Consider the following 12,292-nt stretch of genomic DNA (forward strand, 5'->3'; position numbering starts at 1 on the left):
CGCCATGGCCACAGTAATGATTCAGGGCACCAGCTCCGACGCCGGCAAAAGCACGCTGGTGGCGGGGCTCGGCCGGCTGCTGGCCCGTCAGGGCCTGTCAGTGGCGCCCTTCAAACCCCAGAATATGGCCCTCAACAGTGCCGTGACCGAAAACGGTGGCGAGATCGGCCGCTCTCAGGCGCTTCAGGCTCAGGCCTGCCAATTGCCGCCGCATACGGATATGAACCCGGTATTGCTCAAGCCCAACAGCGACACCGGCGCCCAGGTGGTCATCAACGGCCACGCCCTGTCGGACATGGACGCTGTTCGCTATCACGACTACAAGCCCAAAGCGCTGGCGGCGGTACTGGCTGCTCATCAGCGTCTGGCCCAGCGTCACCGACTGATTCTGGTCGAGGGGGCGGGCAGCCCGGCGGAGATCAATCTGCGCGCCGGGGATATCGCCAATATGGGGTTTGCCGAGGCGGCGGATTGCCCGGTGGTACTGGTGGCGGATATCGACAAGGGCGGGGTGTTTGCGCAACTGGTGGGTACCCTGGCGTTGCTGTCCGAGTCCGAGCAGGCCCGGGTGGCGGGCTTTGTGATCAACTGTTTTCGCGGCGACCTGGCACTGCTGCAACCGGGGCTGGACTGGCTGGAGCACAAAACCGGCAAGCCAGTGCTGGGAGTGGTGCCTTACCTGCATGGCCTCTACCTGGATGCGGAGGACGCCCTGACCCCCAGCGCCCGGCGCGCGTCGGCGCGCCTGCGTATCGCCGTGCCGGTGTTCTCGCGCATCAGCAACCATACCGATTTTGACGCCCTGCGCCTGAACCCGGCGGTGGAACTGCTCTGGGTGGGGCCGGGCGACGCCTTGCCCGCCTGCGACTGGGTGATCCTGCCGGGCAGCAAAAATGTCCGTCGCGACCTGACCTTACTGCGCGAGCAGGGCTGGGATCGCGACCTGCAGCGCCACCTGCGTTACGGTGGCAAAGTCATGGGCATCTGCGGTGGCTACCAGATGCTGGGTCGGTGCATCAGTGACCCGGACGGGATTGAGGGCGAGCCGGGTAGCACCGAGGGCCTGGGCCTGCTCGATATCGAAACCCGGCTGCGCCCGGGCAAGGATCTTTACCGGGTGCTGGGCGAACTGAATTTGCCCGGCCAGCCCCCGGCGGGGGTGCGCGGCTACGAGATCCACTGTGGCAAGACCTGGGGCGACGGGCTCGAAAGCGAACCCCTGTACCTGTTCCGCCGCGGCGGTGACGGTGCCCTGAGCCCCGATGGCCAGGTGCTGGGCACCTATGTCCACGGCATTTTTGACCACCCTGAAGCCCAGCAGGCACTGCTGCACTGGGCCGGGCTGGATGACAGCCCGGCCATCGATATCGATGAGGTGCGCGAGCAGGCGCTGGAGCGTCTGGCGGATACCCTGGCCCAGAGTCTGGACCCGGCGTGGCTGGCGCAGCTGGCGGCCCTGGCCCGGGAAGACATGGTCGAGGCGGCCCTGTGATCGGGGTAGCCCGTCAGCGTCGGCGCTACATGCGCCACTGCGCTCTGGCCCTGACCCTGGCGCTGGGTGCCAGCTTTGTCGGGGCGCTGCTGTTTGGCTCGGTGCGCCTGCCGCCGGGGGATGTCCTGCGGGCCCTGGTCGGGATTGAGCTGCCCGGCTACCGGGGTGAAATTATCGCCGCCATCCGTCTGCCCCGGGCACTGCTGGCGGCCTGCGTGGGCGCCATACTCGCCATCTGCGGTGCCTTCCTGCAGGGGCTGTTTCGCAATCCGCTGGCGGATCCCTCATTGATTGGCGTCACCGCCGGGGCCTCGGTCGGCGCCAGTGTCATGATTGTTCTGGGTGCCAGTGTGGGCACGGCTCTGGGTGGCCTGGGCGGCATCTCGCTGGTGTCCCTGGGGGCTTTTGTCGGCGGTCTGATCACCGTCTGGCTGGTGTACCGGGTGGCCACCGGGGTCAATGGTACCTCGGTGGCCACCATGCTGTTGATGGGCATCGCGGTGTCGGCGCTGTCGGCCAGTGCCACCGGGTTACTGGAATACTTCGCCGACAATGAAATGCTGCGCCGCATGAGTCTCTGGCGCATGGGCGGGCTGGACGGTGCCAGTTATCCCCGGGTGTGGCTCGCCGGCTGCTTGCTGGTCGTGCTATTACTGGCAGTGCCGGCCCTGGGGCGGGCGCTCAATACCCTGTTGCTGGGTGAATCCCAGGCGCGCCACCTGGGCATCGATGTAGAGCGCCTGAAAACCCGCCTGATTGTTCTGGTGGCCGCCGGTGTGGGCACGGCCGTGGCCCTGTCGGGCAGTATCGCCTTTGTCGGGCTGGTGGTGCCGCACATGATCCGCCTCTGGGTGGGGCCCGATCACCGTCGCCTGTTGCCGCTTTCGGCGTTGGGCGGAGCGGTACTGCTGTTGCTGGCGGACACCTTCGCGCGCACCGCATTGGCGCCCGCGGAATTGCCCGTGGGGCTGGTCACCGCGCTCCTGGGAGCCCCCTTCTTCATCCACCTGCTGCGCCGTCGGCGCGACGTCAGTTGATCGGGGGCGCTATGACATTGCTGAACGGCGACAAGCTGACCCTGTGCATCGACGACCGCCCCCTGGTGCGGGCCGTGTCCCTGGCGGTTCGCCCGGGCGAGGTACTGGCCATTATCGGCCCCAACGGCGCCGGCAAAACCACGCTCTTGCGGGCCCTCAGCGGTGACCTGACACCGACTGAGGGGCAGGTGACTTTCAACGGCCGGGCGCTGGCGGACTGGCCCGCGCGCGAGCGCGCTCTGGCTCTGGCGGTGCTCACCCAGGCCAACAGCCTGACCTTCGGTTTTACCGTGGCCGAGGTGGTCAGCCTGGGGCGCACCCCCCACAGCACCGGCGCGGTCGTGGATCACCGGGTCTGCCGCGCGGCCATGAAGGCTCTGGATGTGTTACACCTGGCCGAGCGCGCCTACCCCTCGCTGTCCGGCGGCGAACAGCAGCGGGTGCAACTGGCCCGGGTGATGGCCCAGATCTGGCGCCCGGACGGCGAAGCCGACCGGCTGTTGCTGTTGGACGAGCCGGTCACCTCCCTGGACCTGGGGCACCAGCGCCAGTTGATGCAGGCGGTGCGGGACTTTGCCGACAGCGGCGTGGGGGTAGTGATGGTGGTACACGACATCAGTCTGGCTGCGGCCTACAGTGACCATCTGTTGGCGCTCAAGGATGGCGCCGGTGTGGCCTACGGTCGCCCGGAGCAGGTGGTTACCGAGGCGCAGATCAGCGACCTGTTCGACAGCCCGGTGCGGGTGATTGCCCACCCGGACACCGGTAAGCCGGTAGTACTGGCCAATTGAGGAGACAACTGGAGTCATGCGACAACTGATTTTGGGCGGTGCCCGCAGCGGCAAAAGCCGTCTGGCGGAAACCCGGGCCGAAGCCTGGGCGGCGCACAGGCGTGCGCCGTTGGTCTATGTCGCCACGGCCAGCGCCGGTGACACTGAAATGACCCGGCGCATTGCCCATCACCGCGCGCGCCGGGGCGATGCCTGGCAATTGCTGGAAGAACCCGAGGACCTGGCGGGGGTGATTGAGCGCTACCGCGAACACAACGCCTGCGTGCTGGTGGATTGCCTCACTCTGTGGCTGAGCAACTGCCTGCATGCGGGCAACTGGGACCACCAGCGCGAACGCCTGCTCAACGCCGTGGCCGGACTGGAACAACGGGATTCTCCTCTGGGGCTGATTCTGGTCAGTAACGAAGTGGGCTCCGGCATCGTGCCCCTGGGGCAACTGTCCCGGGACTTTGTCGACGCCAGTGGCTGGCTGCATCAGGCGCTCGCGCCCTTCTGTGAGCAGGTGAGCCTGGTCGTCGCGGGCTTGCCCCTGGAACTTAAACACGGGGAGAAAGCCAGGTGAAAAGCCCGACACTGCATTGGCTCAATGACGTCATCTCGCATCCCTGTCCCCCGTCGCGTTCGGCGGCCGCCGCGCGTCAGGCCCAGTTGACCAAACCGCCGGGCTCGCTCGGGCGTCTGGAGACTCTGGTGGCAGACTTTGCCGGCTGGCAGGGCCGACCGAAACCGGCGCTTGAGCAGGTCCGGGTGTGTGTTTTTGCCGCCGACCATGGTGTGGCGGCTCAGGGCGTGTCCGCTTTTCCTCAGGCGGTGACCACCCAGATGGTGGCCAACTTCTGCGCCGGGGGAGCGGCTGTGAGCGTGCTCGGGCGCCTGTGTCAGGCAGATTTTCGGGTGGTGGATATGGGCTGCCTCAGCGAGCCCGACGCGCACCCGCTATTGATCGATCGGCGCCAGGGGCCGGGTACGGCGGACTTTACCCGTGCCCCCGCGATGACCTCCGAGCAACTGGTTAGGGCTATAGCTGCCGGACGGGAGCAGGTGGTCAGTGGCGACTTCGACCTGTTTATCGGGGGCGAGATGGGTATCGGCAACACCACGGCTGCCTCGGCCATACAAGCCGCGCTCTTGGGCGTCAAACCCGAGCGGGTGGCGGGCCCGGGCACGGGGGTGGATGTTCGCACCATTGAGCACAAACAGCGGATTGTGGCTCAGGCCCTGTCGCGTCATCGGGCCGATATTCGCTCACCGCTGGGGGTGCTGCGCTGCCTGGGCGGTTTTGAAATTGCGGCGTTAGTGGGCGCTTACATTGGCGCTGCCCAACGCGGGGTGCCGGTGCTGGTGGATGGCTATATCAGTACCGCCGCTGCCCTGACGGCCTGCCGGATCAATCCCGGGGTGCGCGCCTGGTTGCTGTTCGGGCACCAGTCGGCCGAGCCGGGTCACCGCCTGATGCTACGCTATATGGAGGCGGAGCCGCTGCTTTCCCTGGGGATGCGTCTGGGGGAGGGCAGTGGTGCGGCCCTGGCGGTACCGCTGATCCAGAGCGCCCTGGCCCTGCACCGGGAGATGGCCACCTTTGCCGAGGCGGGGGTGAGCGATGCCTGAGACCCGCGTCGACCTGCTTCGCCACGGTCAGTGTCAGGGGGGTGAGATTTTTCGCGGCGCTCTGGATGTGGCGCTCACCGATGAGGGGTGGGCCGCCATGGACGCCCAAGTCGCCACGCACGCCCCGGCACCCTGGGAGCGGATTGTCAGTTCGCCTTTGCGGCGGTGCGAGCGCTTTGCCCGGGCGGCCGCCGAGCGCCTGATGCTGCCCCTGAGTCTGGAGCCGGGTCTGCGCGAAATGCACTTTGGCCAGTGGGAGGGACGCGAGTATACCCACCTGTGGAACACGGATCCGCAACTGGCGCGCTGGGGCGAAGATCCGGAGCGTTACACACCGCCGGGGGGCGAGCCCCTGGCGGATTTCGCCGAGCGCGTGAATAAAGCGCTGACCGCGCTGGTGACCCGGCACCCGGGGGAGCATCTGCTGCTGGTTACTCACGGCGGGGTGATTCGTTTGCTGCTCGCTCAAGCACACGAGCAGCCCCGGCGGAGCCTGCGTCAATTTCATGTGCCTTACGCTCATTTCTCGTCACTGGTGTGGACCGATGGCCGGTTGCGCCCTTGGGAGGACGAGGCCCCGTGAGCAGCCGCCCCCCGATCCGACACATGCAGGCACCCCTGTTGGCCCTGGGGCTGTTGACCCGCCTGCCGGTTCAGCGCTGGCTGACCGCGTCACCGGATGCCGCGTCCCAGGGATGGGCGGTGGCCTATTACCCGGCCATCGGGGCCCTGTTGGGCCTGCTGCTCTGGGTGAGTCAGTGGTTACTCACGGATTGGCTGGTGCTCGATCCGCGCCTGGTGGCGGTGCTGCTGCTGGGGCTCTGGGTCGCCCTGACCGGGGCCCTGCATCTGGATGGGCTGGCCGATGTCGTGGATGGGTATTTTGCCGGTCACAAAAGCCCGGACCCGGCCCAGCGCCGGGAGCGGATTCTGGCGGTGATGCGCGAGCCCGGTGTGGGCGCCCTGGCGGTGGTGGCTCTGGTGTTGCTGTTGCTGGCCAAGTGGGTGGCGCTGACCCTGTTGCTGGAGGCGGGCGCCTTGTCTCTGGCCAGTTGGCTATTGCTCCTGGCGCTGCCTCGGGCGCTGCCCCTGGCCTATATGCTCAGCACGAATTACGCCCGTGCCCAGGGCATGGCCAGCCAACTGAAAGCCCATCTGCCGGTGCGAGCCGTGTTGGCGGCGCTGGTGATCTGCGTGCTGGCGACGCTGGGGTTGTGGCCGCTCAAATTGGCGTTGTTGTTGATGGTCATGCTCGCCTTGTTGACCTGGGCCTGGCGCACCCTGTGGCAGCGTCAGATCGGTGGCTTTACCGGCGACTGCCTCGGGGCTCTGGTCGAGCTGGCGGAGTTGTGGCTGCTCCTGCTGTTGGCCGCCACCCTGGGGGCACACTGATGCTGCTGCTCGGGCTGCCGTCGGCCCTCTGGGTGATCGCCGTGCTGGCCGCGGCCTGCCTGTTGGACCGGGTTCTGGGCGAGCCTCGGCGTTGGCACCCATTGGTGGGTTTTGGTCGTCTGGCCGACAGCCTGGCGGCACGTCTCAATACGCGGGACGCGCGCCCCGGCGCGGGGCGTCGGCGTGGTTTGTGGGCTCTGTTTCTGGCGCTGGTGCCGTTCACGGCCCTGGGGTTCTGGCTGCAAAGCGTGCTCTGGACCAGCGGCGGTTGGGGTCGGCTGTTCTGGGCGTTACTGGCCATCGTCGTGCTCTACTGGAGTCTGGGCTGGCGCAGTCTGGTGATGCACCTGGGTGCCATTCAGGCGGCTTTTGCCGGAGAGGATATTGACCGTGCCCGAGACGCCGTCGGCCGGATTGTCAGCCGCGACTGCCGTTCCGCGGACTGGCCCGCGTTGCGCCGGGCGGCCATCGAGTCGGGGCTGGAAAACGCCAGCGATGCGGTGGTGGGGCCGCTGTTCTGGTTCGCTTTGCTGGGTATCCCCGGGGCGCTGCTGTACCGGCTGAGTAATACCCTGGATGCCCTTTGGGGCTACCGCAGTCCGCGCTGGCGCTATTTTGGCTGGGCCGCTGCACGCTGGGATGATGCGCTCAATCTGGTGCCCGCACGACTGACGGCGCTGACTTTCGCCCTCGCGGCCGGAAGTGGGCGGGCCACGGTCCGGGCGCTCAAGGCCTGGCGCACCCAGGCGCGCGTTTGCGCGAGCCCCAATGGCGGCCCGGTGATGTGCGCCGGGGCCGGTGCCCTGAATGTGCGTTTGGGCGGCCCGGCACGCTATCACGGGGAACTGAAAGACAAGCCCTGGTTTGGCGGTACACGTGAGCCGGGCCCGGCGGATCTGGTGCGCGCTATCCGCCTGATCAACCGCAGTCTGGCGCTGGTGCTGTCCATCATTATGGCGGCTCTGCTGCTGGCGTGGAGGCTGGGGTGAAGCGCTCGGGAGAGCCCCCGGCCCATGGCGGTGATCTCGCCTGGGCCAGCCGTACCTTCGGCGTCCCTTTGGACTCATGGCAGGATCTGTCCACGGGTATCAGCCCCTGGTCCTATCCGGCACCGCCGGTACCGGCTCCTATTTGGCAGCGTCTGCCTGAGGGCGACCAGCGTCTGCGCGCGGCGGCATCGGCCTACTATGGGGTGGCCGAGCCGTGGCTGAACGCGCTGCCCGGCAGTCAGTATGCCATCGCGCGCCTGCCCCGGTGGCTGCCCGCCGCCCGGGTGGCGCTGCCGGTTCTGGGCTACAGCGAGCACCGCCGGGCCTGGAGCGCCGCCGGACATCAGGTGGTGGACTACCGCGACGCCGGGCAACTGCTGGCGCTGGTACAGGCCCGGGCGGTGGAGCACCTGGTGGTGATCAACCCGAACAACCCCAGCGCCGAGCGACTGGAGCGCGCCTTTATCGCCCGGCTCCACGACGCCCACGACCGGCGCGGACTGCTGCTGGTGGACGAGGCCTTTGCCGACCTCTACCCGGAAAGCTCGGCCCTGCCGCTGATCGACACCTGCCCGGATCTGTGGGTACTGCGCTCGCTGGGCAAATTTTTCGGCTTGGCCGGGCTGCGCCTGGGCTTTCTCGCGGGGCGGGACGGTCACTGGCCCCTGAGGGAACCATTGGCAACGGAGCTGGCGCCCTGGGGCGTCAGCCACCCGGCCCAGTGGCTGGGCGCGCAGGCTTTGACGGACCGCTCCTGGCAGGCGCAACAGCACCAGCGACTTACGGCGGCAGGGGCGGCTCTGGCGCAGCAGTGGCAGGATTACTTCGCGCAGCCGCCGGGTTTGGGCCGCATCGCGGTTCACAATGCCGGCCTGTTTGTCACCCTGCGTGGACCCCGTGCGCCTCTGTGCGACCTCTATCAACACTTGGGCCGGGCGGGACTCTTGCTGCGCTGGGGTCACGAAGCGCCGAGAGGGGAGGCCTGGTTGCGGGCGGGCCTGCCACCCGACGGAGGCCGGCGATTGGCCGAGGCGCTGGAAAAGCCATCTGCCCGTCACAGGTGACAATGCAAGTGACGGGCTTCGAGTCTGGGGGCGGGGTCCGGGTATACCTTTCCGGGACACGCCGTAAACCCATCCCTGGGGGCTCGGCTGCCGCCGGCCCCTGCGCGCTCCCGGCGCTTCGGGACACTTCCCACTTCCCTGTGGGTCGTCCAGGCGGCAGACGGTCCCGGAAAGGTATACCCGGACCCCGCTTGTGCCAGTCGAAGGGCGTGAAGCCCGAAACGTGAGTGACCCAATGACAGTGGAGAAAAGTATGTGTGATGGTTTTCGGATTTTGCTGCTGATCGGGGTATTGGTCAGTTGGCCGGTGGCGGCCGGTGAGGGGCCGATTGAGGTCACCGACGAGTTGGGGCGCAGCGTGACCCTGAGCCGGCCGGCCCAGCGCATCGTGGCCCTGGCGCCCCACATTGTGGAGAACGTCTACAGTGCCGGTGCCGGCGATCGGTTGGTGGGGGCGGTGAGCTACAGCAACTATCCCCCCGAGGCCGAGCAGCTGCCCCGGGTGGGCAGCTACAAGGCCGCCAGCGTCGAGCAGATTCTGGCGCTGCAACCGGACCTGGTGATGATGTGGGAGTCCGGCAGCAGTCGGGATACCCTGCGCCAGCTGGAGCGCATGGGGATTGCGGTCTATGTGGGTGAACCCAATGAACTGGAGGATGTGGCCGAGGCCATTCGCCATATTGGCGTACTGGCGGGCACCGAGACGGTCGCCGAGCAGTCGGCCGAGCGATACCTTGAGCGGTTGGCGCAATTGCGGGCCACCTATAGCGAGGCCGAAAGCGTGAGCGTGTTTTATCAGGTCTGGAACCAGCCTCTGCAAACCCTGAGCGGTCAGCACCTGATCAGCGATGTCATTCGCCTGTGTGGCGGCCGTAACATCTATGCCGATGCGGCCAGCATTGCGCCCGTGGTGAATATGGAATCCCTGCTGGATCGCAACCCGGCGGTCATCGTTGCCAGCGGCATGGGTGAAGAGCGCCCCCAGTGGCTGGATGAGTGGCGCGACTGGCCGGGCTTGACCGCCGTGCGCCACGACAACCTGTTTTTTGTGCCGCCGGATCTGATTCAGCGGCACACCGCCCGGATTCTCGACGGTGCGGCGCTGTTCTGTGAGCACATCGACACCGCTCGCCAGCGTCTTGCGGCGGCGCCATAGGCTCAACGGCCCGGCCCATCGGGCGCTGCCCCAGATATTTCCCCGGGAGTAAAAAAACGGGAAAGGCACTTGCGCTCTGATTAAATTGTATTATAATAGTATTCAGGTTGAGGCGATGTGGCTCCCAAGCCTGTCTCTGCATTGTCTCAATCGCTGGCTACTCTCTCGCCAGTTGATGGTGTTTTTGTTCTCACCTCCTTAATGTGTGGTTGATGCATTGAGGTCTCTCACTTGGCCCCGCCTCTTTAGGCGGGGTTTTTTTATGCCCCGATTTTTTACGGTGTTTTCGTTTGGGTGTGTCCCGGCATCGCCGGTGCGGGATTACCCTGTGCGTTCAGCCGATTGGGTGCCTCATTGTCGGATTACGCCCTGCGGGCTAATCCGACCTACTGGGCCCGGTGTGCCATTGTCGGTTTGGGATCATTTTTGTCGGATTACGCTCTGCGGGCTAACCCGACCTATCGGTGGCAGCGTGCCATTGTCGGCTTGGGATCATTTTGTCGGATTACGCCCTGTGGGCTAATCCGACCTACTGGGTCTGGTGTGCCATCGTTGGTATGGGATCGTTTTGTCGGATTACGCCCGGTGTGCCATTGTTCGAGTAGGTCGGATTAGCGCAGCGTAATCCGACACCTGAGGCACAGGACTCTCTAAAGTGCGCCTCTTCAGGCACAAAAAAGGCCCACCTCCCGGTGAGCCTTCTGCGCTTTACCGATCAGGCCGGTCTCCCGGCCCTCACTTAAAAGAAGCGGATATAAATAAAGATCGTAATACCGATAATGATCGCGGTGTGGATGTAATCCCACTTGTCGATGCCCGCTTTGATCTCGGCGCGCTGCTCTTTGCTGATCGAACCGTACGTCAGGCCGGCGATCTGCTCCTTGCTTGCGGGGCGAGTGAAGAAGCTGACACCGATGACCAGCATCACGATGACAATAAACAAGGCCGAGCAGTAGTACAGCCAGTTCATGTCCACCAGCGCATACCAGATGCTGCCTTCGGTCAAACCGTCCTGGAAGACGGTGAGCACCAGGCGCAACATGCCCAGGACAAAACCGGCGACCAGCCCGACAAAACCGGCGGTGGGGGTGATGCGGCTGGAGAATACACCCAGCAGGAACACGGCGGCGATACCCGGGGCGATCAGCGACTGCACCAGCTGCAGGTATTCATACAGAACATCCGCAATCATCTGCATCACCGGAATCCACAGGATACCCAGGGCAACAACAGCCACGGTGGCGTAGCGGCCGATTTTTACCAGGTGCTCCTCGCTCGATTGCGGCTTGTACTTCTTATAGAAGTCGATGGTGAACAGGGTCGCTGAAGAGTTAAAGAGCGATGCCAGCGAGCTCATCAATGCTGCGATCAGGCCGCCAATGACAATCCCCTTGACCCCGGATGGAAGCAGTTCATTCACCAGCGTGGCGAAGGCCTGGTCTGCACTTTCCAGGTTGATGGCGCCTTGGGTATGCAGGGCGTAGGCGATCATGCCCGGGAACAGGAAGATGAACACCGGCAGCAACTTCAGGTAACCGGCAAAGATGGTACCGCGCCGGGCTGCCTGGATACCTTTGGCAGACAACACCCGCTGGACGATGTACTGATCCGTACACCAGTACCAGAAACCGATGATAATGGAGCCAAAGACCACGCCCAGCCAGGGGAACTCAGGGTCATCCATCGGTCGCATCAGGCTCATACGGTCGGCGTTGATGCGCTCGAGTTCAGCCATGCCGCCGACTTTGTCCAGCCCGACAAACAGAATGACGAGCGAGCCGATAATCAGAATCGGGGTCTGAATAACGGAGGTCACCAGAATCGCTTTCATGCCGCCGGCCACGGTATACAGGCCGGTGATCAGCACCAGTGACATGGCCGCAATCCAGAAGAAGTCAATGCCGTAAATGGATTCGATCCCGAGCACGGTTTTCAGGACCACGCCCCCGGCGTATACGGTCACCGACACTTTGGTGAGCACGTAGCTGATTAACGAGATGACTGAAAGGAAGGTACGTGATTTGCTGGAGTAACGGCGCTCGAGGAACTCCGGCATGGTGTAGACCTTGGCCCCCCAGTAGAAGGGCGCGAAGACCCAGCCGAGAATAATGATAATCCAGGACTGCAGCTCCCAGTGGGCCATGGCCATGCCCGATTGGGCACCAGCGCCGGATAGCCCGACCAGGTGTTCGGAACCGATATTGGAAGCGAAGATGGATGCCCCGATGACCAGCCAGCCGGCGTTACGGCCCGCAAGGAAGTAGTCGGTGGTATCCTTTTCTTTGGAATAGAAGGCCCAGACGACCACCCCAAGGAGTACGATAAAAAAGATCGAGAGCACTGCCCAGTCAAGAGCACTGAATGGAATCATATTATTGGACCACCCTGGTTATGGCTATTGTAGCGACGATTGAATCGGACGCCGGCCGCGGGTGAGCAGGCTGGCGCATGGTATTAAAGTAATATTATATCACTATAAAGTTGAGGTCGAGAATCCGGTAAAAGAAATATTTCCAGGCGCCATGATTACGCAATCTTATGGTCTCTTGAACTATTATAGTATTAACGGTTTGTGGCGCATTTATTATCGCTATATGAAGCGGGTAACTGCCTGTTTTTAGGATAGAAAAGCCCCTTCTGACAGCTGTTGACGGGGCATCAGTCCATGTTGGGAGAGAGTATTTGTGGGATTATAGGGGGTAAAAAAAGTGTTTGACAATACAATTGTCGTACAATAATATTAAATTGCTTCCTAGCAAAAAT

General features: G+C 64.3%; 11 protein-coding genes. 10 read left to right on the plus strand and 1 reads right to left on the minus strand.

The window, feature by feature from the left end; translation table 11 throughout:
• Window positions 1-4 precede the first annotated feature (4 nt).
• The 10 genes from DKW72_RS03475 to DKW72_RS03520 all read left to right on the plus strand — a co-directional run bounded on the left by DKW72_RS03475 (window position 5) and on the right by DKW72_RS03520 (window position 9,529).
• Window positions 5-1,492 (plus strand): cobyric acid synthase, encoded by a 1,488-nt coding sequence (locus DKW72_RS03475; RefSeq protein ID WP_111640947.1) that lies wholly within the window; start codon window positions 5-7, stop codon window positions 1,490-1,492.
• Window positions 1,489-2,529 (plus strand): FecCD family ABC transporter permease, encoded by a 1,041-nt coding sequence (locus tag DKW72_RS03480; RefSeq protein ID WP_232522302.1) that lies wholly within the window; start codon window positions 1,489-1,491, stop codon window positions 2,527-2,529. Before DKW72_RS03475 ends, DKW72_RS03480 begins: the two co-directional genes overlap by 4 nt.
• Window positions 2,530-2,540: 11 nt before the next feature.
• Window positions 2,541-3,320 carry a heme ABC transporter ATP-binding protein gene (locus tag DKW72_RS03485; protein ID WP_111640948.1) on the plus strand — a complete coding sequence of 260 codons (780 nt, stop codon included), beginning with the start codon at window positions 2,541-2,543 and terminating at the stop codon, window positions 3,318-3,320.
• Window positions 3,321-3,336: 16 nt separating this feature from the next.
• On the plus strand, window positions 3,337-3,882 hold the full coding sequence (cobU, locus tag DKW72_RS03490; RefSeq protein ID WP_111640949.1) for a bifunctional adenosylcobinamide kinase/adenosylcobinamide-phosphate guanylyltransferase: 546 nt from the start codon (window positions 3,337-3,339) through the stop codon (window positions 3,880-3,882).
• On the plus strand, window positions 3,879-4,928 hold the full coding sequence (gene cobT, locus DKW72_RS03495) for a nicotinate-nucleotide--dimethylbenzimidazole phosphoribosyltransferase (RefSeq protein ID WP_232522303.1): 1,050 nt from the start codon (window positions 3,879-3,881) through the stop codon (window positions 4,926-4,928). The genes cobU and cobT overlap by 4 nt, the downstream gene beginning before the upstream one ends.
• Window positions 4,921-5,511 carry a histidine phosphatase family protein gene (locus DKW72_RS03500; protein WP_111640950.1) on the plus strand — a complete coding sequence of 197 codons (591 nt, stop codon included), beginning with the start codon at window positions 4,921-4,923 and terminating at the stop codon, window positions 5,509-5,511. The genes cobT and DKW72_RS03500 overlap by 8 nt, the downstream gene beginning before the upstream one ends.
• A complete protein-coding gene (locus tag DKW72_RS03505) occupies window positions 5,508-6,320 on the plus strand; it encodes an adenosylcobinamide-GDP ribazoletransferase (RefSeq protein WP_157960382.1) in 813 nt (270 codons plus the stop codon). The genes DKW72_RS03500 and DKW72_RS03505 overlap by 4 nt, the downstream gene beginning before the upstream one ends.
• A complete protein-coding gene (gene cbiB / locus DKW72_RS03510) occupies window positions 6,278-7,309 on the plus strand; it encodes an adenosylcobinamide-phosphate synthase CbiB (RefSeq protein ID WP_198411208.1) in 1,032 nt (343 codons plus the stop codon). Before DKW72_RS03505 ends, cbiB begins: the two co-directional genes overlap by 43 nt.
• Window positions 7,306-8,373, plus strand: coding sequence for a threonine-phosphate decarboxylase (locus DKW72_RS03515; protein ID WP_157960383.1), 1,068 nt, complete (start codon window positions 7,306-7,308; stop codon window positions 8,371-8,373). Before cbiB ends, DKW72_RS03515 begins: the two co-directional genes overlap by 4 nt.
• 253 nt (window positions 8,374-8,626) lie before the next feature.
• Window positions 8,627-9,529 carry a cobalamin-binding protein gene (locus DKW72_RS03520; RefSeq protein ID WP_111640954.1) on the plus strand — a complete coding sequence of 301 codons (903 nt, stop codon included), beginning with the start codon at window positions 8,627-8,629 and terminating at the stop codon, window positions 9,527-9,529.
• Between the two features lie 739 nt (window positions 9,530-10,268).
• Here the strand turns inward: DKW72_RS03520 and DKW72_RS03525 are convergent.
• Window positions 10,269-11,900, minus strand: a complete 1,632-nt coding sequence (locus DKW72_RS03525) for a sodium:solute symporter (RefSeq protein ID WP_111640955.1) — start codon at window positions 11,898-11,900, stop codon at window positions 10,269-10,271.
• Window positions 11,901-12,292 lie beyond the last annotated feature (392 nt).

Origin of the sequence: Marinimicrobium alkaliphilum (genome assembly GCF_003259155.1) — a bacterium.
In the GTDB taxonomy this organism is placed as follows: domain Bacteria; phylum Pseudomonadota; class Gammaproteobacteria; order Pseudomonadales; family Cellvibrionaceae; genus Marinimicrobium_A; species Marinimicrobium_A alkaliphilum.

Coding starts and splice junctions, on each gene's coding strand:
- DKW72_RS03475 (WP_111640947.1), top strand. CDS start 5: ATGGCCACAGTAATGATTCAGGGCACCAGCTCCGACGCCGGCAAAAGC.
- DKW72_RS03485 (WP_111640948.1), top strand. CDS start 2,541: ATGACATTGCTGAACGGCGACAAGCTGACCCTGTGCATCGACGACCGC.
- cobU (WP_111640949.1), top strand. CDS start 3,337: ATGCGACAACTGATTTTGGGCGGTGCCCGCAGCGGCAAAAGCCGTCTG.
- DKW72_RS03500 (WP_111640950.1), top strand. CDS start 4,921: ATGCCTGAGACCCGCGTCGACCTGCTTCGCCACGGTCAGTGTCAGGGG.
- DKW72_RS03520 (WP_111640954.1), top strand. CDS start 8,627: ATGTGTGATGGTTTTCGGATTTTGCTGCTGATCGGGGTATTGGTCAGT.
- DKW72_RS03525 (WP_111640955.1), bottom strand. CDS start 11,900: ATGATTCCATTCAGTGCTCTTGACTGGGCAGTGCTCTCGATCTTTTTT.